Raw genomic sequence first — 26,470 nt, 5'->3', positions numbered from 1 at the left:
GATTAGAACTTATTTGCGATCGTTGTTACGACGACGCGCATCACGATTACCGCGTCCGCGTCCACCGCCCTGTCTGCCGTTGTTTTTATCATTTTGCTGGAAGTTAGGTGCAAGGTCGCGCTTGCCATAGACTTCGCCGCGGCAAATCCATACCTTTATGCCCAACACACCCACTTTCGTGTGTGCTTCTGTCAGACTGTAATCAATATCTGCACGGAAAGTGTGGAGAGGTGTGCGACCTTCCTTGAACATTTCCTTACGTGCCATTTCAGCACCATTAAGGCGTCCGGAAATCTGAACCTTTATACCTTCAGCACCTGCACGCATAGCATTGCTGATAGCGTTCTTGATTGCCCTGCGATAAGCCACACGGCGCTCAATCTGACGAGCAATGCTGTCGCCAACAATCGTAGCATCAAGGTCAGGACGCTTCACTTCGTAGATATTGATCTGGACATCCTTGTCCGTAACCTTCTTCAGTTCTTCTTTCAGAGTGTTTACTTCGGTGCCGCCCTTACCAATTATGACGCCCGGACGTGCAGTGCACACCGTGATGGTAATCTGTTTTGGAGTACGTTCGATGACAATGCGTGAAAGGCTCGTATTAGCCAAACGTGCATTGAGATACTTACGTATTTTGCTATCCTCAAGGATTGTGTCACCGAAGTTAGAACCTCCGTACCAATTAGAATCCCAGCCACGTACGATACCGAGACGATTGCTTATTGGATTAACTTTTTGTCCCATACTTCTTTAATTATTCATTATCGGTTATTGTGCCCACATGTACTGTCACATGGTTAGAGCGTTTACGAATTCTGTATCCACGTCCCTGAGGTGCCGGACGCATACGCTTGAGCGTGTAGCCTTCATTGACGTAGATTTCTGTGATGAACAATTCGCCATCTTCTGCCTTACGGTCATTTTTCTGCTCCCAGTTGGCAATGGCAGAGCGCAGCACTTTCTCTACATCGGCTGAAGCAGCCTTCTTGGAGAATTGGAGCGTGCCGAGTGCCTTGTTCACCTCCATGCCGCGTACCATATCTACAACGTAGCGCATCTTGCGGGGAGATGAGGGAACATTCTGCAATTTAGCAAAGAATTGATCCTTCTTTGCAGCCTTGCGTGCTTCTGCAGCGATTCTTTTTCTTTTACCCATTATTTTTTTCTATTTTTTCTGGATTGAAAATGGTTTACTGCCTGTTTATTTCTTATTACCTGCATGGCCGCCGAACTTGCGTGTTGGAGCAAATTCGCCAAGTTTGTGTCCTACCATGTTTTCTGTAACGTAAACAGGAATAAATTTGTTGCCGTTATGCACTGCTATAGTGTGGCCCACGAAATCAGGAGAAATCATGCAAGCGCGAGCCCAAGTCTTCACCACGTTTTTCTTACCACTTTCATTCATGGCAAGAATCTTCTTCTCTAAAGAAACAGCGATATACGGACCTTTTTTTAATGAACGACTCATAATTTACTGTTTAGTGCTTGTTACTTTCTTTTTGCTCTTTCAATGATGTACTTGTTCGATGCCTTCTTAGGTGCACGTGTCTTCTTACCCTTAGCATACAAACCTGTACGTGAACGGGGATGACCACCGGACTGACGGCCTTCACCACCACCCATCGGGTGATCAACGGGGTTCATAACAACACCACGGTTGTGAGGTCTGCGACCGAGCCAACGGCTACGTCCGGCTTTACCGGAGCGTTCGAGTGAATGCTCGCTGTTGCCTACACTTCCGATAGTGGCCTTACAAGCACTAAGAATCTTACGTGTTTCTCCTGAAGGGAGTTTAATAACACAATAATCACCTTCACGAGATGTAAGTTGCGCGAAGTTTCCTGCTGAACGTACAAGCAACGCACCTTGACCGGGCCTTAACTCGATATTGTGGATAACTGTACCAACAGGGATGTTCTTAAGGGGCAAGCAGTTGCCCACCTCGGGTGCTGCTTCTGCTCCGGACATCAACTTGTCGCCAACCTTCAATCCATTAGGAGCAATTATATAACGCTTTTCACCGTCTGCATAGAACAGCAAGGCGATGCGAGCAGAACGGTTAGGGTCGTACTCGATGGTCTTCACTGTTGCAGGGATGTTGTCCTTCTCACGCTTGAAGTCGATGAAACGATACTTTTTCTTGTGACCACCACCAATGTAGCGCATGGTCATCTGGCCGCTGTTGTTACGACCGCCGGTACGTTTCTTTCCTCTTACGAGAGATTTTTCTGGTACGCGTGCAGTAATTTCTTCGAACGTACCAATAACTTTGTGTCTTTGCCCAGGGGTAGTGGGCTTCAATTTACGTACTGCCATTTGTTATTTAAAAATTGCTGTAAAAATCGATAGTTTCTCCCTCTTTAAGGGTTACGATAGCCTTCTTGAACGCATTGGTGCGACCTTTCACAAGGCCTGAACGCGTATAGCGGCTTTTGTTCTTTCCAGCGTATATGCATGTGTTCACTGAAACTACATTAACGCCGTACTTTTCCTCTACTTCTGCCTTAATCTGAAGCTTGTTTGCCTCAGGACGCACGATGAAGCCGAACACATTCTCCTGCTTCTCCGTGATGTTATTCATTTTCTCTGTAATCAGAGGCTTTACGATATATCCCATTTTTCGGCTGTTTATTACTTGGTTAAGACAGTCTCGATGCTCTCAAGTGCCTTTTCAGTTAACACCATAACATTGGCATCAAGCACACCGTATGTGTTGATGTCAGATGCAATGGCCAACTTGGCACCCTGCAGATTTCGAGCCGACAAATATACGTTTTTATCATTACCTGGCAAAACCACAAGCAGTTTCTTGCCTTCTACGTTAAGATTTTTAACAATTGTTAAGAAATCCTTCGTCTTTGGTGCTTCAAATGTGAAGTCTTCAACCACAATAATGTTGCCTTCCTGAGCCTTGTAAGTGAGAGCACTGCGACGGGCGAGAGCCTTCATCTTACGGTTCAGTTTGAAGGAATAGTTGCGTGGTTTGGGACCAAAAACTCTACCACCACCACGAAGTACGGGTGAGTTGATATCTCCATGACGTGCACCGCCACCACCTTTCTGGCGACCGAGTTTGCGGGTAGATCCGCTGACTTCACTTCTCTCTTTAGATTTGGCTGTACCCTGACGCTGTGCTGCAAGATACTGCTTTACGTCGAGATAGATGGCGTGGTCGCTGGGTTCGATACCGAAAACGCTGTCATTAAGCGTCACTTTGCGGCCGGTATCCTGTCCTTGAATATTTAATACACTCAGTTCCATTACTTCTGAATAATTACGATTGAACCTTTGCAACCCGCTACGCTACCTTTGATAAGGAGCAAATTCTTTTCAGGGATTACCTTTAACACTCTCAAGTTCTGGGTAGTCACGCGTTCACCGCCCATCTGGCCGGCCATACGCATACCCTTGAACACCTTTGCAGGGTATGAACATGCTCCAATTGCACCGGGTGCACGCTGACGGTCGTCCTGGCCGTGGGTAGAGTCGCCTACACCACCGAAACCATGGCGCTTAACCACGCCCTGGAAACCTTTACCTTTCGACGTACCAGTGATGTCAACGTAATGAGCATCTTCAAAGAGTTCTACGGTTACGACATCACCAAGGTTCAATTCCTTGTCAAAATCTTTGAACTCGGCCAAGTGGCGCTTCGGGGTTACTCCGGCTTTCTTAAAGTGTCCCATCAGAGGCGCGGTAGTATTCTTTTCCTTAGCCTCTTGGAAACCGAGTTGCACGGCTGCATAACCGTCTTTCTCGACACTTTTAACCTGAGTTACCACGCAAGGACCTGCTTCGATAACAGTGCACGGCACATTCTTGCCGTCGGCACTGAATACGGAAATCATTCCGATTTTCTTTCCTAATAATCCTGGCATTTCAGTAATTTATTGATTTGTTGTTTATAATTGATTCATTATCAGTGTACTACACCTTAATTTCCACATCAACACCACAAGGAAGCTCAAGTTTCATCAGCGCGTCAACTGTCTTGGCAGTTGAACTATAGATGTCAATAAGGCGCTTGTAAGTAGAAATCTGGAACTGCTCACGGCTCTTCTTGTTTACGAAAGTGGAGCGGTTTACGGTTATAATACGCTTACGTGTGGGAAGGGGTATCGGACCGCTTACTACAGCACCGGTAGCCTTTACGTTCTTTACGATTTTCTCTGCTGACTTTTCAACGAGTGTGTAATCGTAACTCTTCAGTTTGATTCTGATTTTCTGACTCATGTTTGTTTTGTTGTTATTAAAAAAATGATGTTTTGTTTCGGAGGATGGCGGACAAAGAGTCATTTGTTTGTCCGCCTCCTGGAAACTTGTTTTGATTATTTAATCAAGTCTACCCGACCTTTTACTTCTGTCAAGACTTCTCTTGCGATATTAGCAGAGAGAGGTGCATGATGATCGTAGGTCATTGAACTTGTTGCACGACCTGAGGTGATCGTACGCAGAGCTGTTACATAGCCGAACATCTCTGCCAATGGCACCATAGCCTTCACCAGACGGCTACCGCTACGAGTGCTTTCCATACCCTCTACCTGGCCACGGCGCTTGTTGAGGTCGCCGATAACGTCACCCATGCTTTCTTCCGGAGTGTCAACTTCAAGTTTCATGATAGGCTCCAGCAATACGGGGGTTGCCTTGGAGCAAGCATTGCGGTAGGCACTCATGGCTGCTACCTCGAACGACAACTGGTCAGAGTCAACAGGGTGGAAAGAACCATCGAGCAACTCTACCTTGAGGCTGTCAACAGGATAACCGCCGAGAACACCATTCTTCATTGCATTCTCGAAACCTTTCTGTACACTTGGAATAAATTCTTTGGGGATGTTACCGCCGGTAACTTTGTTGATAAACTGAAGACCACCTTCTTTGAAGTCTTCGTCAACCGGACCTACGTTTACAATAATGTCTGCAAACTTACCGCGACCACCGGTCTGCTTCTTGTAAACTTCGCGGAGATTAACCGTTTCGGTAATAGCCTCCTTATAGTTTACCTGTGGCTTGCCTTGATTACATTCAACCTTGAATTCCCTCTTCAGACGGTCGATAATGATATCGAGGTGAAGTTCACCCATACCGCTGATAATGGTCTGACCGCTCTGCTCGTCAGTATGAACAGTGAAGGTTGGGTCTTCTTCTGCAAGTTTTGCAAGACCTGTAGAAAGTTTGTCAAGGTCTTTCTGAGTTTTAGGCTCTACTGCGATACCGATTACTGGATCTGGGAAGTCCATAGATTCCAATACGATTGGTGCGCTTTCGTCTGAAAGTGTATCACCAGTACGGATATCCTTGAAACCTACACCGGCACCTATATCACCAGCTTCGATAACTTCAACTGGGTTTTGGTGGTTTGAGTGCATCTGGAAGAGACGGCTAATGCGTTCTTTCTTTCCAGAACGTACGTTGTAAACATAACTACCTGCTTCTACCTTACCTGAATAAACACGGAAGAAGGTAAGACGACCTACGTATGGGTCTGTAGCAATCTTAAATGCCAAAGCAGCAGTTTTTTCGTTTACATCTGGCTTACGATCTTCCTCTTCACCTGTTGATGGGTTTGTACCAACTACGTTTGGTGTGTCAAGAGGGCTGGGCAAGAACATGCAGACATAGTCGAGCAATGTTTGAACACCCTTATTCTTGAATGAAGAACCGCAAGTCATAGGAGTTACTTGCATTGCTAAGGTACCCTTACGGATAGCTGCGATGATTTCATCGGTTGTGATGCTATCTGGGTCATCGAAGAATTTCTCCATGAGAGCTTCGTCACACTCAGCAGCAGTTTCAAGCATCTTGTCGCGCCATTCCTTTGCTTCGTCAACGAGTTCTGCAGGAATTTCTTCAACATCATAGTCTGCACCCATTGTCTCGTCGTGCCATAGTATGGCTTTCATCTGAATGAGGTCAACGATACCCTTGAAGTTTTCCTCTGCTCCGATTGGTATTGCTACCACACAAGGATTAGCACCAAGAACGGCTTTCATCTGGCGCACTACTTCATAATAGTCAGCACCAGAACGGTCCATCTTGTTGACGTATGCCAAACGTGGCACATTATATTTGTCTGCCTGACGCCAAACAGTTTCAGACTGAGGCTGCACGCCACCCACAGCGCAGTAAGTTGCTACAGCACCATCGAGCACACGAAGTGAGCGCTCTACTTCTGCTGTAAAGTCAACGTGTCCCGGAGTGTCAATAAGGTTAAGCTTGTATGTCTTATCCCTCCATGTCCATGAACATGTTGTAGCAGCAGATGTAATTGTGATGCCGCGTTCTTGTTCTTGAGCCATCCAGTCCATTGTTGCAGCACCTTCATGTACTTCACCAATTTTGTGGGTTTTACCTGTGTAGAACAAGATGCGCTCTGATGTCGTTGTTTTACCAGCATCAATGTGAGCCATGATACCGATATTACGCGTCAAATGCAAATCTATTTTTGCCATTTTTCTTTTCCGTTAGTCTCGTTAATTAAAATCTGAAATGTGCAAAAGCACGGTTAGCTTCGGCCATGCGGTGCATGTCTTCCTTACGCTTGTAAGCACCACCCTGCTCGTTGAAGGCATCCATGATTTCTGCTGCAAGTTTGTCGGCCATAGTCTTACCACCGCGCTTGCGGGCAAAGATAATCAGGTTCTTCATCGAAACACTTTCCTTTCTTTCGGGACGAAGTTCCGTAGGCACCTGGAATGTAGCACCACCGATACGGCGGGACTTCACTTCTACCTGAGGAGTTACTTTGTCGAGAGCCGTCTTCCAGATTTCGAGGGGAGACTTCTCGTTGTCTTTCATCTTTTCACCGACAATCTCGAGTGCCTTGTAGAAGATAGCGTACGAAATGTTCTTCTTGCCCGAGAGCATAAGGTGATTTACGAACTTGGAAACCTTCTGGTCTCCGTAAACGGGGTCCGGGAGGACCACACGCTTCTTTGGTTTTGCTTTACGCATTGTTAGAATTGGTTTTTGATTAGGCTGCTTAGCGTGTCTTCAACATTCCCGTCGGAATATTTACTCAACCCTTTGCGAACCAAATGTTTTGTTAATTCAATTTCGACGCATCAACGCGCCGGTTCTTTTTACTTCTTTGCGGCCTTAGGACGCTTTGCACCGTATTTGCTGCGACGCTGTGTACGGCTGGCAACACCAGCGGTATCGAGTGCACCGCGAACGATGTGATAACGAACACCGGGAAGGTCTTTCACACGACCACCACGCACCAGCACGATGCTGTGCTCCTGCAGGTTGTGTCCTTCACCGGGAATGTAGGAGTTGACCTCCTTTGAGTTTGTAAGGCGAACACGTGCCACCTTACGCATCGCTGAATTAGGCTTCTTCGGTGTCGTGGTATAAACACGCACGCAAACCCCGCGACGCTGTGGACAAGAGTCGAGAGCAGGAGATTTCGACTTCTCCTTTGTTACGACCCTGCCTTTACGTACCAATTGTTGAATTGTAGGCATTTTGTTTGATTTTTAATTATTTATATATTATATATTATATTTCAACTTTAACGTCAGGGCACAATATGCCCATTCGGGCTGCAAAGTTACAACAAACAATCGGAATGACAAATAAATTTTTGCGTGTTTTTCTAAAATATTTTTTAACCGATGTTTTAGGCACTCGCGCGCGCGTATATAAATAAGGAGTATGACATGCCTTGCAAATCGGGAAACAATCAGCCTATGAAACCTATACTTTATCAAACATTTTGGCGTATAGGTCAAAATGCAGGCTAAAATCTTTGTAACATGATGATTTACATTTAGTTAAATCGTTTCAAAAGTTTTCAAGCCGATTTGGTTCGGAGTAAATCGCGCTATGGGTCATTTTGCAGGCTGAAAATTTAGCATCGTTTTGACCAGATAAAATAGTTATTTATCTTTGCCTTGCGACACGAAGCGTAACGGAGCTCTGCTGGGGAGCAACTCCGCCAGGAATAGTATCGCCGAATATGCATAATGCATCTGTATGGAGGTGGTTAGATACCGCCTCCATTTTCATTATGCAATTTCGCGTATGCCAAGAAAAACCCATTCATGAAACGTTTGCGATTTTCTTCCGACATACCAGGATGATTGCGCAGTTTCTTCTTTAGGTCGGTAAATGTTCCCTCTATTAAGTTATTGGTATTGGGCATACCATCAACTTCCTCATAGGTAAACAACCATTTTATGTAGAAGCTTATAGTCACCATAGCTGAACGTAGCCTTCGGTGTGTGAATACGATCTTTCCTGTAACTTGATTCGTAGTTTTCTCGGCTAAGAAATCTTTCCATTTTGCTTTCCATTGCTCAAATTCAGATTGGAAAGTGTCTTTATCCATATCCTTTAACCTATAAGCTAAGTCCAATAACTCACGAGAGGCGGGCAAATGTGGTTTTTTAGTCAGTTTGCGTCTGATTATGGCTACGAGGTGGAACTGGCACATCTGAAGAGGGTAATCACTCAATACACTGAACAACTTTTGCAGACCATCTATCACTATGCCTTTTATCCTATAGCCTTGCGATTGGATATAGGCCACGGCTTCTTCGTAGTCTGCTATGTGTTCATGAGAGATATGACGCATGTAAAGGAGCCTGCCGCTGCCTGCTTCCAATGCCAGTAGTACACCTGTGTTGCGACCAAAGTAAGTTGCATCTATATGTACCACACCTTCACCTTGCAATGATGGCTGAATCCAATCTATCTTGACTTCACGTAGCCTGCGCTTTATTGTTGAAGCACTTTTGTGAAACAAATTTGAAATTTTCGGCCACTGTCTGCTTGTTATGTAAGTATAAGTGCCAAACATCACTAGAACAGACTTTATGACCTCCTCTGAACTGCCTACCACATGCCATGCATTTGTACAATTGTACGCCTTGGCGCAGCCCGTTCTTCTTTAATATAGGCGAATGACAAGACGGGCATTTTTTTGTTCATATTTCAGTCGGTTTGAAGCATTTCAAATGAACACAAATATAGTTATCATCGGACTTTTACGCAACTTTCAGCCTGCAAAATGACCCATAGAGCGTCGTTGATCAACTTTCAGCCTGCAAAATGACCCATAAGCCTTTTATTTGCTGGTTTAGTTAACCACCAAACAAAAAAACTCCTCCCACGCTATTGAGAACAGCATGGGAGGAACATTCCAATAAAAGGATAATTAGGTCGAGAACGACACCTTTAACCAAATCATTTTATCAAAACTTTCTTGCCACCAATAATGTAAACTCCCGGACGCAAATTGCGCGTATTTGTAACGCGTTGGCCCTGAAGGGTGTAAACAGATTGGTCTGTATTGCGTTCAGGATTGTCAATAATATTATCTATTGCTGTCGTTCTCTCAATTTCACAATAAACGATACGATATGCACCATTGTGGTTTGCTGTAGATTTATAATTCCACATTGAGGCAGTCGATACATTGGCATCAAGATAATATGCTGTTCCAACACAACTTAAAGTAAACTGATCATCTACACCCTCAATTGGTTCTATGAGGAAAGTCGCAGGATTATCTGCACTTAATGAGAACGGGCCGAATGTCTCAGCAATTGGAATATAATTACCAGAAGTTGTTTTTATGCGAAAATGATTATTAACGACAGGCTCGAACCTGAAAGCTGCATTTTGATCATGACCTACAGCTACTTCTTCAAAGCATAAATCTCTACCGTTTCTTTCATATAGATATTGTCCATCAGAACCATGACGACCAACACTTGTTAAAAGATAATATGAGTTAGCATTTATTTCACTGACACTTGTTATTGGAGAACCTATATAAGTAATTGTACCAGTTGTCTGATCATCTGGACCAACTAACGTTACAGGCACGAAGCGGAACGCGCCATTGCCGTTTGCACCACTTCTGCTGCCCCAATTGGAAAGGTTGGCAGCATCCGCATCTAAATAGATGGTGGAAGCATTGGGGTAAGCAGTCGATCCTCCTGCGTAGGTCGTATAAGCCAAGGTAAACTGTCCCTCTACACCATCAATGGCCTCTATGAGCAAAGGTTCTTTCTCTGTTTCGCTCAATTTGAATCTACCGCGTGGATCAGCATAAGGAGGAATATAGTAACCAGACTGTGTTTTGATGTATATATGAGAGCCATCTACTATCTCTACTATCAGAGCTGCATTTGCATCATGCCCTTCAGCAACACTCTCAAATAAGAGGTAGTGGTTATCGTTTTCATATAAATATATACCATCATTAGCGTGACGGCCCACACTTGTCATCAGATATGTGCCACCATTAACCAAATCACTCACGCTTGTGATAGGCTCTCCAATCGTTCCAATTACTTTTTTTGTTGGATTATCTCCAGAACTTATATTCACGGTTACGGCACAAGTCGCAGTCTTATTTGAACCATCAGCGGTCCTAACTGTAATAGTAGTTGTACCATTTGCTACGGCTGTAACCACGCCATTACTTACGGTAGCCACACTGGGATTGCTGCTTGTCCAAGTCACATTCTTGTTCGTAGCGTTGGCAGGTGAGAATATCGCTATAAGCGTTGCCAACTGTCCTGCAGAAGTCAATGTGAGTGTAGTAGGATATAGGCTCACGTTTTTAACGAAATTATCATCTGAAAGAGTTACAGTTACAGGTACGATACGATATGCACCACTGCCATTTGCAGAACTTTTAAAATCCCACATTGAAGCATTCGATTTAGTGGCATCAAGATAGTATTCTATTCCATCACGACCTAAAGTAGTTAAAGTAAACTGATTACCTACACCTTCAATTGGTTCTATGAGGAAAGTCGCAGGATTATCTGTACTTACTGTAAACCAATCGGTTGTTTGGGCAATTGGAATACCTTGGGCAATTGGATGGGCAATTGGAATATAATTACCAGAAGCAGTTTTTATGCGAAATTGATCATTACCTACAGGCTCAAACTTGAAAACTGCAGTTTGATCATGACCTACATCTACTTTTTCAAAACATAACTCTCTACCATTTCTTTCATATAAATATTGTCCATCAGAACGATGACAGCCAACACTTGTTAAAAGATAATATGAGTTAGCATTTATTTCACTGACACTTGTTATTGAAGAACCTATATAAGTAATTGTACCAGTTATCTGATCATCTGATGAATTTATAGTTACCTTTACGTTGCAAGTTGCTGTCATATTTGAACCATCGGCTGCTGTTGCTGTAATTGTTGCTATACCATTAGCCACGGCTGTAACAATGCCATTGGATACGGTGGCTACACTTGGATTACTGCTTGTCCATATTAGATTCTTGTTCAAGGCGCTGGCAGGTGAGATTATCGCTGTAAGCGCTGCCATCTGTCCTGCAGCAGTCAATGTGAGTGTAGTAGGAGATAGGCTCACGTTTTTAACGAAATTATTATCTGAAAGAGTAACAGGTAGGATACGATATGCACCATTGCCATTTGCAGAACTTTTTGTATTCCACATTGAGGCAGTCGATACATTGGCATCAAGATAGTATGCTGTTCCTACACAACTTAAAGTAAACTGATCATCTACACCCTCAATTGGTTCTATAAGGAAAGTACCAGGATTATCTGCACTTACTGTGAACCAACCGGCTGTTTGGGCTACTGGAATATAATTACCAGAAGTTGTTTTTATGCGAAATTGATTATTACCGACAGGCTCGAACCTAAATGCAGCAGTTATATCATGACCAGCAGTTACTTCTTCAAAGCCTAAATCTCTACCATTTCTTTCATATAGATATTGTCCATCAAAACGATGACGACCAACACTTGTTAAAAGATAATATGAGTTAGCATTTATTTCACTGACACTTGTTATTGGAGAACCTATATGAGTGATTTTACCAATTGTCTGATCATTTGATGAATTATTAGTTACCGTTACGTAGCAAGTTGCAGTCATATTTGGACCATCTGCTGTTGTTGCTGTTATGGTTGCAGTACCTTCAGATACAGCTGTAACAATACCATTGGATATGGTGGCTACTCTTGGATTATTGCTTGTCCAAGATATCGGATTATTTGAGGCAGTTGTTGGCAAAACTATGGCAGACAAGGTTGCTGACTGACCTTTTTCTAAAGATAACAACGATTGACTTAGGGAAATGCTTGTTGCGATTGGTTTTATATTTTTAAAATTTTTCCATGGAACTGTTGATTGATACAAAGTTAAGTACTTTTCGGGACAATATACTGTTGCTTCGTTATAGGAAAAGTACTGATTCGCAAAAGAAACGCCTTTAAAGGAAGTCCAATTCACATAAATATTTTTAAGATTTGAGCATTCACCTAACGTACCTAAAATTGTAACAGACGAAGGGATAGTGATGCTCGTTAGGCCTGAACAACCATAAAATGCATCATCTCCAATGCTTGTAACGGACGAGGGGATAGTGATACTCGTTAGACCTGAACAACCATCGAATGCAAGATCTTCAATGCTTGTAACGGGGTAAAATAATCCATCTTCTAATCGATAAACTGTACGGAGAATGGTAATACTGCCTTTTATATCTGTGCTAGCACTACTCACCTTGGCGATGTAACCATAGTACGAGCCGACTCTTTCTCTATAGAAAGAGTATCTCACCCCATTTATTTCTCTATAGCCCATCGCTTCTTCTTGTCCCCAAGACGAAAGAGTTAAAAGAGGGAACAAAATTGAAAGAAAAAATCGTTTCATAATAAAAACCGTTTTATTTAATAGAATCGTTTATAAGCGTTTATAAAAGGAACTATAATTAATTTATAATTATTTTTATGATTTCCCATATTTGACAAGAATCTTTTATTAATGCTATAATCTTAGATATTATCTTTATTATATTTACTATTTTCCACCTTTTTCCCTGCTTTTTTTCTTGATTTCCTCCTTTTGCTTATATGTAATCAACACCGATATCAATAAAGCTAATTTTTCATTACTTAAAATTATTTCGTTTTTTGGCGTAACCGTGATTTTCTTTCCTTTTAGTATAGTAAAGAGCAAATAATCACGCAAAACCACGTCATCCACCTGTATGCAGAAAGTCACATCTGTTTCATTAGTTTGTTTTACGCTCACTGTCAGCTGATTAAATGCTTCCGCATGCATCTTCTTGAGATATGTAGCTATGTATTCGTCTTCATTATCTTTTAAAGATTGTGGTATTCCACAGCAACAATCTATATCGTCAATATCTTTATTCGTGACATTTGTCTGACGCATCTTTACGAAGACAGACTTATAGACGCATAAAAGATCTTCAATTTCTTCTGCATTGAGTGCAGGATATAACCCAACGCTTTCAAAATCTTCAACTTTTATGCGGAAATCTTTAATCTTCGGTCCGAGCAAAGCTTCTGCGCCCTCTTTGGCACCTGCGGCGAGATAAACATAATCCTTTGGAGATACTTGGTTGCCAAAGAACAAAGCAAGGTTACGTGCTGTATCATAAACAGTAAGGTTTCCTTGTGCAAACGGAATACCCTTGAATGCACACTTCACGGCATCGTAAAGATCTTCAAAAGAAGAATAATTTGAGCTAAGGATTCCACTCTTTTCGATTGCAAGCACAGCCTGGTAAGTATTGAGCCAAGGCATCCTTTGTCCATGATGAATTCTTATGCAGAAAGCAAGCAAAAAGCGCAACAATTGTGGGTCTTTGGTTATTTGATACTCTGTCCATTTCGACACAATAAAAGATGAAATGGGAACGGCTTTCGACTGTTTACTCCTTGTTATATAGGCTTTCACTACACTACTCACCACGGCCAATTGTGCCTTTGTCAAAGACGATTTACTTAATTGGTTTATGGATAAGTTGATAATTCCCTGTTTCATAATTGTATTTCTTTATATTGTTCACTTTGAGTAAGATTAAGTTACATCAATAGACAACAACACACTCTCCACACAGCGCACGTACTGCGTAGAGAGAGTTACAGTTTATGTAAGTAAATATATTAAGTATTAAGAGAGAGAGAGAGAGAGAGAGAGAGAGAGAGTACACAAAATTGCGGAACAGCCAAATTTCTGCCCTACTTTTTGAACCATATTTTTCATATTTCTCACTTTCATGCCACAAATATAAGATTTTTTTCACAACACAAAGAAAAAAATATAATAATATTTTTCCGCACTTTGAAACTCTCAAATTATTTTACCGGACACCAATAATTATTTGTACATTTATATGCAACAATTCTAACAACCTTACAGATTAGTTTGAAAGGTTCTCAGGTATAAAATTGGGGAGATATTTATTGAACACCTTTGATGCCGTCTCCACAGGGTCGTCCATGGTTGTGGGGCTGAATGTGCCGTATGCGTATGGGGCATTTGGCGGAAGGTATTGGCAGTTGGGTGTTGATGTACTTGCCACGACGAAGGGCCATTCGTGGTCATAGAAGGGCTTTTCGTAACTGCCGGTCTTGAAATAGCAGTTCCAGCGTTCGTAATAATAGGACGAGAGCAGCCCGTTCCACTCGCGGTTGGCATAGTCATGAAGTTGGCCGTTTATACACTGCGGTTGGTCGCCCCATGTGGTCAGGAGCATACGCGCATTCTTTTCCAACAAGTCGGCAAACGCTGTGTTTGTTCCTGCAAGGCTTCGTGCGCGGCTGATCCAGTTGCCGAGCCGGAATTCCTCTCGCGTACCAAGCAAGGTGTCTTGAGTCAGTATCATGTCCAGGAACTTATTCTGCAATGCTACTTTCTCCGATCCGTCTGCCTTACCAATACTTTCGAGCACTTCCTTGCCGTGGTCTGCAAGCACCTGCCGCATAAGGTCAACAAGGTCATACTGATAGTTATTGTTACCAGCCATAACATCTTTCACCTTCAGGAACTCGTATGCTGCCGTCCGGACCTGGTCAAAATCCCAATACCACGAAGAGAAAGCCCATGTGCTGACTACGCTTGGCTTATCCGATGGCCGCTGCATAAACACGGACTCCGTAGTTCCCTGTTGGTTAGAACTGTTGCAGTTGTAGATACTCACAGCAAGGCGTTTCCATGCGCTGACAAGTGTACGATAGCTATAGGTATCAGATTGCTCCGTAACACCATATCGCATCGCCACGTAGGCGCGTATCCACGTGTCGAGCGTATAGTCTGCATTTGTCCAAGGCATCTCATACACGAGGTCGAAGAGGATGCTGTTGTTTTCTATGCCTTCCGGTATCGTTCCTATACCTTTAAGATTTGTGTTTGTGGCATTCTTCTGTGCCTGATAATAGGCATTTATCATCGTCTGCATTCGCCCGAACAGACCCACATTGCCACCATAATTATTCAGCATGCACCATATCCATTGGTGGTTCTCGCCCGAAGCAGTGGTATGCGCGCCGTCGTTGTCTGTGTGTGCGCGCGAATCAGCATGAAGGTCGAGAATAATGAGGCGGTCCTTGGGGATACTGTGCGTCAGGTTCGTCGTGGGATTGTTCTGCCAGTGTTGCGCTACCCAGAAGGCGTTGCCGTCGTATTCAGTCAGCGCATGATACATAGCCCTGATGCTGTTCACTGCACTGGTTACACCATTAGGTACCCCACCCTCGTGGAAAGGGTCGATGGCATAATAATTGGTTTGGAGCACATCACCGAACACGGTTTTGATGGCTTTATAGTAGTTGGCTGCAAATTCTTTCAGGCAGGTGGTATCGTTCACGAAGTATGGACGTGTAAAGGAGTTCCACGAACCGCCATTCACAATACAGTCCGGTGCTGTCCACGCCTGCACGCCCTTCGTAGCCTCGCTGAGAAAGTCTTTAGGTATCATGCCAACATAACCGGGTATGACAGGTGTCATGCCGAAATCGTTGAACCGACGGAATATCTTCTTTGCCACTTCCTTCCGGCTGTCATACCACTCTTGCGGCTGCGGCCCACCCCACTCCGTCATATTGTTCATAAAGAACCAACCATAATAGGCTGCTCCCGTAACGAATTTGTTCACATCCTCGAGAGAATAGCCATAGTCCGTCATCAGCACTTCTTTCCACACCGTCTCGAAGCCCACAATCTGCAGTGGCAGGTTAATGCCATGCAGTGCCATCCAATCGATTTCCTTCTCCCAACGCTCCCAATCCCAGAATGCCATGGAGTAACTGTGCGTACAGAAGTTCAGATAATAGCGATAGTCTGCCTTTGCCGCATGGGTCTCTTCGGGGCACACGGGCAATTTCTTTGGCAAGGTCGCTGTAAAATTGTTCCACGAGATGTTTATTCCGGCGTAATGATTGAGATACCAGTTGATACCGGTAGATATGCTTACATTGTTGTTGCCTTCCACTTTCACCGATGTGCCGTCGCACGACAGGGTGAAATAATCCGCCGCGCCCGCCACGACCCTACACTTAAACTTGGCTGCGTCGCCATTGTTGGGGAGAATACGCGAAAGCATATCTCTCACAGGTTTTGGACTGCGGGCAGAACTCATTGAGCATGAGAGGGTAAGAGCAAGCATAAAAACAAATCTTTTCATTTCCTGATAATCATGTTATGAGGTGTGTCCTATAAATTAGGTTAGAATGATTTTACAAAGTTAATTTATATTCGTCAAAAAGAACAATATACAAAAGCAAAAAAACAACACTTCTTTCATTTCCTGTTATTTGCCAAATAAGTTATACCTTTGCAGTGTTTTCCGAAGGATTTTTTTCGGCTTTCGAGAAAAGATAATTCAGAAGAAAAGACAGATTTATTATGATATCCTTTATTATAAGCCTTGTAGCACTTGTTTTGGGCTACTTTATTTATGGAAGAATAGTTGAACGCATATTCGGACCGGACAACAGACAGACACCTGCAGTGGCGAAGGCTGACGGTGTAGATTTCATCGTGTTGCCGAGTTGGAAAATATTCATGATTCAGTTTCTCAACATCGCCGGCACCGGTCCCATCTTCGGCGCCATCATGGGTATGAAGTTCGGTCCGGCGGCTTATTTCTGGATTGTCTTCGGATGCATCTTCGCAGGTGCCACCCACGACTATCTGTCTGGTATGTTGTCAATGCGAAATGGCGGTGCGGGACTTCCCGAACTGGTCGGAAAGTATCTTGGCAAGAGCACAAAGACGGTCATGCTGATATTCAGCGTGCTTCTTCTCATAATGGTTGCTGCAGTGTTTATTTACAGTCCGGCTGTTATTCTCGGCAGCATAACCAACTCCGCTTCAGAACATACTTTCACTGCGACAATGATATGGGTGGGTATCATTTTTGTCTATTACCTTATTGCAACGATGCTGCCTATCGACAAGATTATCGGACGCATCTATCCCGTGTTTGCCTTCTCGCTGCTTTTCATGGCGCTTGCGTTGTCCGTCGTATTGTTCATCAAGTGGCCATCGCTTCCCGAGATATGGGAAGGGCTGAGTTTTGCTGACGATAAGACAGGACCACTCTTCCCTTGCCTCTTCATCACCATAGCCTGCGGTGCCATCAGTGGTTTCCATGCCACACAAAGCCCTCTCATGGCGCGTTGTCTCAAGCATGAACGGCAAGGACGCCCCATCTTCTATGGTGCCATGATTACGGAAGGCATCGTTGCTCTCATCTGGGCGACCATTTCCTCTTATTTCCTGTATGACGGCGGTTACAACGAAGTAGGCAGCGATATTGCAGCAAGTGCACCGCAAGTGGTACAGAAAGTATCCACAGGCTGGCTGGGCACGTTCGGCGGTATTCTGGCTATCCTCGGCGTTGTCGCTGCACCCATCACCAGTGGCGACACTGCACTCCGCAGTGCACGACTCATCATAGCCGATTTCCTGAAACTGGAGCAGAAAACAGTGCGCAAACGTTTCTACATCTGCATACCGCTTTTCGCCTTTACTGCCGTATTGCTTTGGTACAATATTGCCGACCCGGATGGATTCAACGTGATATGGGGATATTTCGGCTGGTCTAATCAAACGCTTTCCATCTTCACACTTTGGACGGTAACGGTTTATCTGGCACATAAGCGAAAGCCTTACATCATCACACTTATCCCCGCTATATTCATGACTGCCGTGTGCTCCTCCTACCTCATAGTAGCGAAGAATGGGTTCGGATTTGACGAGAACATAGGATATGTCGTAGCACTATGCGCTGCAGTTTTCAGTACAACATGGTTTATCATCTGGCTTAGAAAGCACCGCTCTGATATAGGCTCATAAGCCAAATCAAGCCTCTTAAAATCAAAGAAGTCCCGCGGGATTGCGGGGCTTCTTTATAGTACAAATGCAGGTTCACCTTTATACAAGGTGGCGGATATTCTCTTCGCGGTCACCTGGCAAAAGATCAAGCACAGGAACTTCAGGCATGGTGTAGCACCCGGGTTGCTGGAGCATTGATGCACGTGCCACGCACACAAGAACCTGACCCGTGAGCGCCGGGTTGTTAATCTTCATATTGAACTCGAAGAGTTGGTTCTGTGTCTTTCCGGATACACCCTTACGCGTAAGGTTCACACCGTGACCCATATCGATAACATCATCCACACAAGGTACTTCGATAACATGGGTTTCATCATTCACGAAATAGGCATCAGCCTTGATAGCAGCAGCCACGTCTTCAAACTTATGCCCTTCCTCCACTTCAATATATACCATGCGGCGATGAATGCCCTCGCCAGTGGGAATAGTCATACTGAGTGCAGCCTTGACACCCGGCACAGCCTTCACTGCCACAGTGTGTCCCATCGACATGCCGGGACCGAAATTGGTGTAGGAAATGCCTTTAGGAGCAATAGCCTGAAGCATGGTGCGTACCACGCTGTCGCTACCCGGATCCCAACCGGCTGAAATGATGCTCACTGTGCCATGCTTCTTTGCTACTTCTCCGAGCGAACGACGCAGGTCAACAATCTGTGTGTGAATGTCGAAACTGTCAACGGTGTTGATACCGAGTGCAAGTATTTCCTTGGCGTATTCCTCTACCTTGCGTGTCGGCGTGGCAAGGATAGCAACGTCAACGTCCTTGAGCTCTTTAATATCCTTCACGACGGGATAATCTGCCAGTTCGGCGGGTTTGCTCTCTGCACCTTTCCTGCGAACGATGCCTGCCACCTCGAAATCGGGGGCTGCTTCCAGTGCCTGAAGTGCGTAATGTCCGATGTTGCCGTAACCTACAACGGCGGCTCTGATCTTTTTCATTTTCTGTAATATATTTGATTTATATAATTATCTGCCACAAAAATAACCAAAATCAGTTACATTTGAAAGGATTCCATCTATTTATATTGAAAATATCAAATATTTTGCGCAAAAAGCTGTCTTTTGTAAAACAAAAATGTCAAAATCAGCAGAGAGAAAGGAATTTGCCGCGAATGTTTCTGATATCTCCGTTTTCAAAATGCACCTCGTATGCGTCCTGCTGCAAGTTTACGGCTGCAACAGTGCCTCCCCCAAACACTTTGTGCACCACTTTATCGCCCTTTTTCAATGCTTGCTCTGTCCACTCTTCCGGCATCAGCGAGCGCATGAGTTCGCGAGTGCCTTCCCAAAGTGTTTCGTCCATCGTACCCTCCGTAACGAGACACCCCTTCTTAATCTCGGCGATAAATCGCGAGGGATATTTATTGGTCTTCGTTGCCATATTGAAACCTTCGCTCTCGGTCAGAATGAGTGTCTTTTCTGCGCGCGTTGCAGCCACATACATAAGACGGCGCTCTTCCTCAAGACCAGAAACGCGACGCTCACGAACAGTTCTGGCACTGGGAAAGATTCCCTCGTTCAATCCTGTTATGAAGACATGAGGAAATTCAAGACCTTTCGACTGATGAATGGTCATCAGCCTTATTCGCGGACCGACGGACTTGCGGTCAAGATTCGTGTATAGCGCCACATCCTGCAAGTAGTTCTGCAGCGTAACATCGTCCTCCTTGTTCTCTTCCTCGTATGCCATTATGCTTTGCAGCAGCTCTTCCACGTTCTCGAGCCTGTCCTCATCTTCGTCCTCGCGCACGAGCCGCATCAGTCCGCTCTCATCGAGAAGATATGTCATAAGACCGGTTATCCCGACAGCCATCTTGTACGACCTGCAATTCTCTATCAACGCCACGAATTCATGTGCGCCGGGTCGGTTAAGCGGTTTGTCGTTGATATGTCGTTTGAGCGTATCATACAGGCTGCTGCCATCCACCGAAGCACGCTTCCTCAGTTCGGAAAGGAATGCCTTGCCCAGTTTCCTTGAAGGCACATTCACCACCCGCTCGAAAGCAAGGTCATTGCCAAACTCTATGAGTTGGAGATAAGATAGGACATCCTTTATCTCCTTCCTGTCGAAAAAGCGCACCCCACCCCACATGGTATAGTCGAGCTTGCATTTCATCAATTCCTGCTCCAAGCCCCTGCTCAGATAGGCTGCCCTGAAGAGAATGGCGAAATCAGAGAGCGAACTGCCCTGCCCTGCCATCTCCACTATCTTGCGTGCCACATACTCCGCCTCTTCTTTCTCATTTTTCGCATGGAAATGAACCACCTTAGTGCTTAGAGGCCTGCGCGTGAAGAGGTCCTTGGGTATCCTGTTCTTATTGTTGGCTATGATGCTGTTCGCCGCATCGAGAATTTCAGGAGTAGAGCGGTAATTCTGGTTGAGAATGATGTCGCGGTCCGACTTGAAAGAGACAAACAAATCGGGCTTGGCGCCACGCCATTCATAGATGGCTTGGTCGGGGTCGCCCACAATGAAGAGGTTGTTGTGCCGCTTGCTCAGCAAGTCGGCGATGTACCAATCGGAACCACTGCAGTCCTGAGCCTCGTCAACCATGATGTAGTTGAGTTCCTTTTGCCAATATTCACGAGCCGACGCGAAGCGGTCGAGAATGTAGATGGCGAAAGCGATAATATCGTTGAAATCGAGCGCAAAACCTCGCTTCTGTTTTTCAAGATAACGCACAAAGTTATCAGAGACACTGCTCACCAACGGAGAGTCAGGTAGCATATATTGTCCCACATACGTCTGGTCAGCCTTTCTCTGCGCTATTTCGTTGAGGAAATTCTGCACAGTGGTTTCTGTGCGGTCTTCGTTGACGTCTTCCAGCACTTCCTTAGCCAGTGCCTTGGCATCTTCTTCATCCAGAACGACGAACGACTTAGGATAGCCCACGCGGTAGATTTCCTTTCTGAGCACTTTCACACAGAAGGCATGTATCGTACAGATAAAGTCGTTGAAGTTGCCTTCGGGCACAAGTTTGGCTATGCGCTGCCGCATCTCCTGTGCAGCCTTGTTAGTGAACGTCAGACAAAGGATATTTGCCGGAGATATGCCGAGTTCATTGACCAGATAAGCATAGCGGTATGCCAGCGCACGGGTCTTACCCGAGCCCGCACCTGCCACCACACGAATGCGCCCCTCAGTGGCACACACCGCCTCAAGCTGCTGTTTATTCAACGAAGACAATTCCATAACGCGCTTTTCTATGATTTGAGATTGAGATATGACTTGAAGGCTTCAACACTGGTGTTAATGACGAGTTCGGGTGGAAAATCTGCTTCTTCGAGCAATGGTATAACCTCATTAAACCTCGCCACATCAAAATGAACATGCGCATCACTGCCAAGTATGACAGGCAAATCATATTCCTTATGCAGACGCAGGAGTTCGAGCATATTGCTTATCGCTTGTGGTTTGTTTCTTTCGGGACGTGCAGAACTGTTGTTGATTTCAAGCAGTGTATGGTGCTCCGCAGCAGCCCGGACAATAGGTTCAAAATCCAGTTCGGCTGTACCGTCGCCGGGATGAGAAATAATATGTACGTCTGGACGAGACATCACTTTTACCAAGGCGTCTGTATTCTCCGTTTTTGTTCCAGAGACAAAAGTCGGAACGTGAATGCCAACTATACAAAGATCAAGACGGCTGATTGTGCTTGGTCTCAAGTCAAGACGCCCCTCCGTATCAAGCAGATTGACTTCCGCACCCAAAAGCACTTCCACACCCCCTTGCAGTCTTGGCACAACATAGAGATTGTGGAAATACATCTCATGGCACGACCCTGGCATGGCAGGAGCATGTTCTGTGATGCCAAGCAGCCGCAAGCCTTTTTCCTCGGCAGCCGCCACCATTTCGTTGATGGTGGAATAAGCGTGTCCACTCGCTATGGTGTGCGTATGGACATCCAACTCAAATTTCACATTGTCATATTTTGCCATTAAAGCACCAAGATACTTATTGGACACAAAAAACTTTTCTTATAGGCAAAGTTAACACCTTTTGCCTAAATCATCGTTTTATTGCTCCAAAATAATTAGCAAAAAACAGCCCGCTCGAACACATGAACGAGCGGACTATTTAGAATGTTATAAAAGAATTATTTACCCAATGCTTTGTTCAGACCTTCTGCAGCTTTTGCCTTGCCTGCTTCTATAGCAGCATTTGCCTTATCAGCCACTTTGTTTGCTGCGTCAGTTGTTGCTTCCTTTGCGGCATTCTTTGCAGATTCCTTTACATCGCTTGCAGCATTTTGTACGGCTTCCTTGCCTTTGGTAACGCCTTCCTTTACAGCTGCCTTGGCAGCTTCAACTTGTTCTTTGCCTACGCCTACTTTTTCAGCTACTTTGTCAACAGCGCCTTCTGCTGCCTTGCCAACTGCGTCAACACCGCTCTTTGCAGCTTCAACACCTTTGTCGGCTGCTGTTGCTGCTGCATCACTGGCTGCGTTGCTTGCTGACTCAACAGCATCACCTACAACACCTGCAGCACCTTCTGTTGCAGATGCAGCGGCTGAGTCAACGGCTGCTGCAGGATCGATTACTACTTCACCACTGTCAGCACCCTCGCCTGCTGCGGGAGCTTCGGCCTTGTTACCACAACTTGTAAAACTGATGGCACCTACGAAAAGGACTGCCAATGCAAAAGTTAATTTCTTCATAATGTTTGTTTTGTTAGTGAATTATGTGAATTAAAGATTTTCAAAACGCTGCAAACTTACACAAAATTTGAATTATACAACAATCAAAGCAAAAATTTAATATTTTTTAGCATTTGCAAAGCAACAAAAAAACCGGACAACTTGCGCTGTCCGGCTATGTAACTTGTTGTTAAAAGATTAGTCCTTAACAACGATTGTGCATTCGCTTACGCGGTTCCATTCGGGAACTGAGTATTCAGTAAGGATACCGTTACCTACGCTGCGAGCATCGATTCTGTTGGCAGCAATGCCATACTTGTTGATGAGCATATCCTTAACAGCCTTAGCACGACCTTCAGAGAGACGCTTGTTGTTAGCAGCAGGTCCGTCGATAGAAGCCCAACCTTCAACTACAACACTTGATTCGGGGTTCTTCTTAAGGTAAGCAGCAACGCGTTCTACGTTGGGCACCTGAGAAGCCTGAATAGTAGTCTGGTTGATGGGGAAGTGAACGAGAGTTGTCAGACGGCTACGGTCAACACCCTTCTTTTCTACGATCTTTTCTACGATCTTTGTTTCGGGCTTGCGGTTGAGGCAGTCGTTGAGCTTCTTCTGGAGGTCAGCAATTTCGCGGTTGAGGCGAGCGATGTCAGCATCCTTAGCCTCAAGCTGAGCGCGAAGAGCGTTGATACGTGCGTTGAGAGCGTCGATTTCTGCCTGGCAGTCTCTTACCTGAACATTGCTCATGTAGTGAAGACCGTTGCTGTTCTTGAAGTGGTAGGTTACACCTGCCATGAGTTCAGCCTTTGCATAGTTGATGTCGAAACTTGCAGAGTTGTAGTCGCCTGCACGACCTACACCATTGCCAAATCCATAATAAGTTTCCTTGCCAAGGTTATAAACGATAGCAGGTCTCAAAGAAATTGTCCAAGCCTTAGATTCACCAAGGTTGAAATTAAAGTTCAAACCAAGACGAGTAACAGGTTCGAAAACGTTCTCACTCTTAGTAATCTTTCTACCATAGACTCTGCCGTTTGCATCAGTATAACGAACGAGTTCGTCATTCAGACGCATGCTACTGAGACCGATACCTGCAACACCTTCTACATCAAAGAAACGAGGAGCACCTGTATAACCTAAGAAGAGGTTTACAAGATTAATTTTACCGGCAACCATTACACCCCATTCATCAAATACGGTGTGGCTGGGAGTAGTGTTAACTGTAGCTGTTCCCATAATGCTGGTAGCCAAAATAGGAGTCCACTGCTTTGACAATTCAAGACCTACAACAGGACGTGTTCTTTGCCAGAAACTACCGGGATGGCTTACCGGATCTCTTAAATCAACTGTATTGTGTCCCAAAGAACTACGTAAACCGTGAATGTCGCTTTGAGCACCACCAATGATACCTACGGACCAATTGTCAGTAAACTTGTTACCTTCAAATGAACCCCTTTGTGCAGAAGCAGAAAGTGCGATTGCTGCAACTGCGAGAACTGTGAATAATTTTCTCATAATTAAATAATGGTTATTGAACTATTTGTAAATGTTAGTTTCTTATATTTCGTCTGCAAATTTAGCAATAATTGACAAATACAATCATTTTTCGCAAAAAAAAATTAAAAAATGTTGACTTTCTGACATTTTTTACGCCTTTCAACCCAAAAATCCACCAATTATGTGGTTTAAATCCCAAAAAAAACAAAAATCCGGACAACTTACGCTGTCCGGATTTTTTTATGTATGAACTATTATCTGATTAGTCCTTAACTACGATTGTACATTCACTTACGCGGTTCCATTCGGGTTCTGAGTACTCGGTAAGGATACCGTTACCAATGCTGCGAGCATCGATTCTGTTGGCAGCGATGCCATACTTGCTGATGAGCATATCCTTAACGGCCTTAGCACGACCTTCAGAGAGACGCTTGTTATTGTCAGCAGGACCATCGATTGAAGCCCAACCTTCTACTACTACTGTAGCATCCTTGTGGTTCTTGAGGTAAGCAGCAACGCGTTCTACGTTGGGCACCTGAGAAGGCTGGATGACAGTCTTGTTGATTGGGAAGTGTACGAGAGTTGTCAGGCGGCTGCGGTCCGGACCTTGCTTTTCTACGATCTTTTCTACGATCTTAGTTTCAGGCTTGCGGTTGAGGCAGTCGTTGAGCTTCTTCTGGAGGTCAGCGATTTCGCGGTTCAGACGAGCGATGTCAGCGTCCTTAGCGTCGAGCTGAGCCTTGAGAGCGTTGATGCGTGCGTTCATAGCATCGATTTCAGCCTGACTGTAACCGGCCTTAACGTTGGTGAAGTAGTGCTCACCATTGCGGTTCTTGAAGTGGTAGGTTACACCAGCCATGAGTTCAGCCTTAGCATAGTTGATGTCGAAACCGGCACCTTCATACTTGTAAGAGATACCACCGCCGTTCTTCTTGCCATGATAAGTCTCCTTGTCAAGGTTGTAAACGATGGCAGGCTTCAGAGAAATTGTCCAAGCCTTTGAGTTACCAAGGTTGAAGTTGAAATTCAAACCAAGACGAGACATAAAGTAGTGGTCGTTGTCGCCATACTGAGCCAATTGTGCAGTACCTGCAACTGGGGATTGGTTAAGAACAGGAACAAGTCCGTTATCAATCTCATAGTCTGAATAATCGTTGAGAATGTGAGAACCAAGACCGATAGCTGCAACACCTTCTACTTCAAAGAAACGAGGTTTACCATTGTAGCCACAGAAGAGGTTGGAAAAGTTAATCTTGTTGGTCAAAACTACGTTCCACTCATCAAATACAGTGTGGCTTGGGTTTGAGTTGATAGCTGTGTTAGCCATAATACCAGTAGCATAGATAGGGCTCCATGCCTTTGTTACTTCAAGACCCATAGTTGGGCGAACTCTTTGCCAGAAGCTACCAGGGTTGCTTTCGAAGCTTTGAACATCAGGATTAACCTGGCCTCTATAGCCGAGATCTGAACGAAGACCATGGATATCAGACTGTGCACCAGCATTGATACCAACAGACCAATTGTCGAAGAAGCCATTGCTGTCGAAGGCATTCTTCTGTGCAGTAGCAGTCATAGCAAGAGCTACTGCGAGAACAGTAAATAATTTTCTCATATTATTTAAATTGAATAAAAAAATGTTTTGTTTCCTTTTTTATCGGTGCAAAAATACAACTTTATTGTATATGGCAAATCTTTTGTGCAATATTTTTTCACAAAAATGACATAAATCAGCCAAAAAACTGCTTTTCGCCATGTAAATTTAGCGAATTTTGGGTTGGCACGGGTTTTGCAGAGTAAAATAACACATTAATTCACAAATAAAATTCGATATGGAGAAACAAAAAGAAGGACAACTGAAGATAGAGTTGTCGCCGGAAGTAGCACAGGGCGAATATGCCAATCTGGCTGTAATTACCCACTCAAGTGCGGAATTTGTCATGGATTTCATCCGAATGTTGCCTAACTTGCCGCAGGCCAACGTAAAATCCCGCATCATCATGGCTCCTGAACATGCCAAGCGCCTGATGAATGCGCTGAGAGAAAACATCGACAAATACGAGAGAGTTTTCGGCGGCATCCGCCTGAACGAGCCTCCTGGTCAAAATGGCCGCACTGCCACACCATTTGGAATGCCGGAAGGCAAGGCATAATTTCTGACAACAAGAAAA

The 26,470-nt window shown here is 44.6% G+C and carries 23 protein-coding genes; 2 read left to right on the top strand and 21 right to left on the bottom strand.

Annotated features, from left to right (window positions below; translation table 11 throughout):
* Positions 1-9: 9 nt before the first annotated feature.
* From rpsC to C7Y71_RS09415, 15 genes are all read right to left on the bottom strand, one after another.
* The gene (gene rpsC, locus C7Y71_RS09495) at positions 10-747 is read right to left on the bottom strand and encodes a 30S ribosomal protein S3 (protein ID WP_111897462.1); all 738 of its coding nucleotides are present in this window, start codon (positions 745-747) and stop codon (positions 10-12) included.
* Between the two features lie 10 nt (positions 748-757).
* Positions 758-1,159: a 50S ribosomal protein L22 gene (gene rplV / locus C7Y71_RS09490; protein WP_111897461.1), complete on the bottom strand. Its 402-nt coding sequence runs from the start codon at positions 1,157-1,159 to the stop codon at positions 758-760.
* A 45-nt stretch (positions 1,160-1,204) separates the two neighbouring features.
* Positions 1,205-1,471 carry a 30S ribosomal protein S19 gene (gene rpsS / locus C7Y71_RS09485; RefSeq protein ID WP_111897460.1) on the bottom strand — a complete coding sequence of 89 codons (267 nt, stop codon included), beginning with the start codon at positions 1,469-1,471 and terminating at the stop codon, positions 1,205-1,207.
* A 20-nt stretch (positions 1,472-1,491) separates the two neighbouring features.
* Positions 1,492-2,319: a 50S ribosomal protein L2 gene (rplB, locus tag C7Y71_RS09480; RefSeq protein ID WP_111897459.1), complete on the bottom strand. Its 828-nt coding sequence runs from the start codon at positions 2,317-2,319 to the stop codon at positions 1,492-1,494.
* 7 nt (positions 2,320-2,326) lie between these two features.
* A complete protein-coding gene (gene rplW / locus C7Y71_RS09475) occupies positions 2,327-2,620 on the bottom strand; it encodes a 50S ribosomal protein L23 (RefSeq protein WP_111897458.1) in 294 nt (97 codons plus the stop codon).
* Between the two features lie 14 nt (positions 2,621-2,634).
* Positions 2,635-3,264, bottom strand: a complete 630-nt coding sequence (gene rplD, locus C7Y71_RS09470) for a 50S ribosomal protein L4 (RefSeq protein ID WP_111897457.1) — start codon at positions 3,262-3,264, stop codon at positions 2,635-2,637.
* Positions 3,264-3,881: a 50S ribosomal protein L3 gene (gene rplC / locus C7Y71_RS09465; protein ID WP_111897456.1), complete on the bottom strand. Its 618-nt coding sequence runs from the start codon at positions 3,879-3,881 to the stop codon at positions 3,264-3,266. Before rplC ends, rplD begins: the two co-directional genes overlap by 1 nt.
* Before the next feature lie 49 nt (positions 3,882-3,930).
* Positions 3,931-4,236 carry a 30S ribosomal protein S10 gene (gene rpsJ / locus C7Y71_RS09460; RefSeq protein ID WP_111897455.1) on the bottom strand — a complete coding sequence of 102 codons (306 nt, stop codon included), beginning with the start codon at positions 4,234-4,236 and terminating at the stop codon, positions 3,931-3,933.
* A gap of 95 nt (positions 4,237-4,331) precedes the next feature.
* Complete coding sequence (gene fusA, locus C7Y71_RS09455; RefSeq protein WP_111897454.1) at positions 4,332-6,452, bottom strand: elongation factor G; 2,121 nt, start codon at positions 6,450-6,452, stop codon at positions 4,332-4,334.
* A 25-nt stretch (positions 6,453-6,477) separates the two neighbouring features.
* Positions 6,478-6,954 (bottom strand): 30S ribosomal protein S7, encoded by a 477-nt coding sequence (gene rpsG / locus C7Y71_RS09450; protein WP_111897453.1) that lies wholly within the window; start codon positions 6,952-6,954, stop codon positions 6,478-6,480.
* 128 nt (positions 6,955-7,082) lie between these two features.
* Positions 7,083-7,466 (bottom strand): 30S ribosomal protein S12, encoded by a 384-nt coding sequence (gene rpsL / locus C7Y71_RS09445; protein WP_111897452.1) that lies wholly within the window; start codon positions 7,464-7,466, stop codon positions 7,083-7,085.
* Between the two features lie 521 nt (positions 7,467-7,987).
* Positions 7,988-8,845, bottom strand: a complete 858-nt coding sequence (locus C7Y71_RS12250) for an IS256 family transposase, variant Zn-binding type (protein WP_449619032.1) — start codon at positions 8,843-8,845, stop codon at positions 7,988-7,990.
* 344 nt (positions 8,846-9,189) lie between these two features.
* The gene (locus tag C7Y71_RS12055; protein WP_226943438.1) at positions 9,190-12,672 is read right to left on the bottom strand and encodes an Ig-like domain-containing protein; all 3,483 of its coding nucleotides are present in this window, start codon (positions 12,670-12,672) and stop codon (positions 9,190-9,192) included.
* 147 nt (positions 12,673-12,819) lie between these two features.
* On the bottom strand, positions 12,820-13,812 hold the full coding sequence (locus C7Y71_RS09420; protein WP_146739387.1) for a hypothetical protein: 993 nt from the start codon (positions 13,810-13,812) through the stop codon (positions 12,820-12,822).
* Positions 13,813-14,191: 379 nt separating this feature from the next.
* Positions 14,192-16,453 (bottom strand): alpha-N-acetylglucosaminidase, encoded by a 2,262-nt coding sequence (locus C7Y71_RS09415; protein WP_111898089.1) that lies wholly within the window; start codon positions 16,451-16,453, stop codon positions 14,192-14,194.
* A gap of 221 nt (positions 16,454-16,674) precedes the next feature.
* Between C7Y71_RS09415 and C7Y71_RS09410 the strand changes: the two genes are divergently transcribed.
* On the top strand, positions 16,675-18,129 hold the full coding sequence (locus C7Y71_RS09410; protein WP_111898090.1) for a carbon starvation CstA family protein: 1,455 nt from the start codon (positions 16,675-16,677) through the stop codon (positions 18,127-18,129).
* A gap of 78 nt (positions 18,130-18,207) precedes the next feature.
* Here C7Y71_RS09410 and C7Y71_RS09405 read toward each other — a convergent pair whose 3' ends face one another.
* The 6 genes from C7Y71_RS09405 to C7Y71_RS09380 form a co-directional block, all read right to left on the bottom strand.
* Positions 18,208-19,107, bottom strand: coding sequence for a diaminopimelate dehydrogenase (locus tag C7Y71_RS09405; RefSeq protein WP_111898091.1), 900 nt, complete (start codon positions 19,105-19,107; stop codon positions 18,208-18,210).
* A 145-nt stretch (positions 19,108-19,252) separates the two neighbouring features.
* Positions 19,253-21,346 carry an ATP-dependent helicase gene (locus C7Y71_RS09400; RefSeq protein WP_193215901.1) on the bottom strand — a complete coding sequence of 698 codons (2,094 nt, stop codon included), beginning with the start codon at positions 21,344-21,346 and terminating at the stop codon, positions 19,253-19,255.
* A 26-nt stretch (positions 21,347-21,372) separates the two neighbouring features.
* The gene (locus C7Y71_RS09395) at positions 21,373-22,089 is read right to left on the bottom strand and encodes a phosphatase (RefSeq protein WP_111898233.1); all 717 of its coding nucleotides are present in this window, start codon (positions 22,087-22,089) and stop codon (positions 21,373-21,375) included.
* Between the two features lie 176 nt (positions 22,090-22,265).
* Complete coding sequence (locus C7Y71_RS09390) at positions 22,266-22,826, bottom strand: hypothetical protein (RefSeq protein ID WP_111898093.1); 561 nt, start codon at positions 22,824-22,826, stop codon at positions 22,266-22,268.
* Between the two features lie 177 nt (positions 22,827-23,003).
* Positions 23,004-24,320 carry an OmpA family protein gene (locus tag C7Y71_RS09385; protein WP_111898094.1) on the bottom strand — a complete coding sequence of 439 codons (1,317 nt, stop codon included), beginning with the start codon at positions 24,318-24,320 and terminating at the stop codon, positions 23,004-23,006.
* A 244-nt stretch (positions 24,321-24,564) separates the two neighbouring features.
* Complete coding sequence (locus C7Y71_RS09380; RefSeq protein WP_111898095.1) at positions 24,565-25,914, bottom strand: OmpA family protein; 1,350 nt, start codon at positions 25,912-25,914, stop codon at positions 24,565-24,567.
* A 217-nt stretch (positions 25,915-26,131) separates the two neighbouring features.
* Here C7Y71_RS09380 and C7Y71_RS09375 point away from each other — a divergent pair, with 217 nt between their 5' ends.
* Positions 26,132-26,452: a DUF3467 domain-containing protein gene (locus C7Y71_RS09375; RefSeq protein ID WP_193215900.1), complete on the top strand. Its 321-nt coding sequence runs from the start codon at positions 26,132-26,134 to the stop codon at positions 26,450-26,452.
* The last annotated feature ends 18 nt before the right edge of the window (positions 26,453-26,470 follow it).

Source organism: Pseudoprevotella muciniphila (assembly GCF_003265305.2).
GTDB classification, from domain to species: domain Bacteria; phylum Bacteroidota; class Bacteroidia; order Bacteroidales; family Bacteroidaceae; genus Alloprevotella; species Alloprevotella muciniphila.
Note: the sequence above shows the minus strand (reverse complement) of the source record. Positions and strands in the feature narration are given on the sequence as shown.

Coding starts and splice junctions, on each gene's coding strand:
- rpsC (WP_111897462.1), bottom strand. CDS start 747: ATGGGACAAAAAGTTAATCCAATAAGCAATCGTCTCGGTATCGTACGT.
- rplV (WP_111897461.1), bottom strand. CDS start 1,159: ATGGGTAAAAGAAAAAGAATCGCTGCAGAAGCACGCAAGGCTGCAAAG.
- rpsS (WP_111897460.1), bottom strand. CDS start 1,471: ATGAGTCGTTCATTAAAAAAAGGTCCGTATATCGCTGTTTCTTTAGAG.
- rplB (WP_111897459.1), bottom strand. CDS start 2,319: ATGGCAGTACGTAAATTGAAGCCCACTACCCCTGGGCAAAGACACAAA.
- rplW (WP_111897458.1), bottom strand. CDS start 2,620: ATGGGATATATCGTAAAGCCTCTGATTACAGAGAAAATGAATAACATC.
- rplD (WP_111897457.1), bottom strand. CDS start 3,264: ATGGAACTGAGTGTATTAAATATTCAAGGACAGGATACCGGCCGCAAA.
- rplC (WP_111897456.1), bottom strand. CDS start 3,881: ATGCCAGGATTATTAGGAAAGAAAATCGGAATGATTTCCGTATTCAGT.
- rpsJ (WP_111897455.1), bottom strand. CDS start 4,236: ATGAGTCAGAAAATCAGAATCAAACTGAAGAGTTACGATTACACACTC.
- fusA (WP_111897454.1), bottom strand. CDS start 6,452: ATGGCAAAAATAGATTTGCATTTGACGCGTAATATCGGTATCATGGCT.
- rpsG (WP_111897453.1), bottom strand. CDS start 6,954: ATGCGTAAAGCAAAACCAAAGAAGCGTGTGGTCCTCCCGGACCCCGTT.
- rpsL (WP_111897452.1), bottom strand. CDS start 7,466: ATGCCTACAATTCAACAATTGGTACGTAAAGGCAGGGTCGTAACAAAG.
- C7Y71_RS12055 (WP_226943438.1), bottom strand. CDS start 12,672: ATGAAACGATTTTTTCTTTCAATTTTGTTCCCTCTTTTAACTCTTTCG.
- C7Y71_RS09420 (WP_146739387.1), bottom strand. CDS start 13,812: ATGAAACAGGGAATTATCAACTTATCCATAAACCAATTAAGTAAATCG.
- C7Y71_RS09415 (WP_111898089.1), bottom strand. CDS start 16,453: ATGAAAAGATTTGTTTTTATGCTTGCTCTTACCCTCTCATGCTCAATG.
- C7Y71_RS09410 (WP_111898090.1), top strand. CDS start 16,675: ATGATATCCTTTATTATAAGCCTTGTAGCACTTGTTTTGGGCTACTTT.
- C7Y71_RS09405 (WP_111898091.1), bottom strand. CDS start 19,107: ATGAAAAAGATCAGAGCCGCCGTTGTAGGTTACGGCAACATCGGACAT.
- C7Y71_RS09390 (WP_111898093.1), bottom strand. CDS start 22,826: ATGAAGAAATTAACTTTTGCATTGGCAGTCCTTTTCGTAGGTGCCATC.
- C7Y71_RS09385 (WP_111898094.1), bottom strand. CDS start 24,320: ATGAGAAAATTATTCACAGTTCTCGCAGTTGCAGCAATCGCACTTTCT.
- C7Y71_RS09380 (WP_111898095.1), bottom strand. CDS start 25,914: ATGAGAAAATTATTTACTGTTCTCGCAGTAGCTCTTGCTATGACTGCT.
- C7Y71_RS09375 (WP_193215900.1), top strand. CDS start 26,132: ATGGAGAAACAAAAAGAAGGACAACTGAAGATAGAGTTGTCGCCGGAA.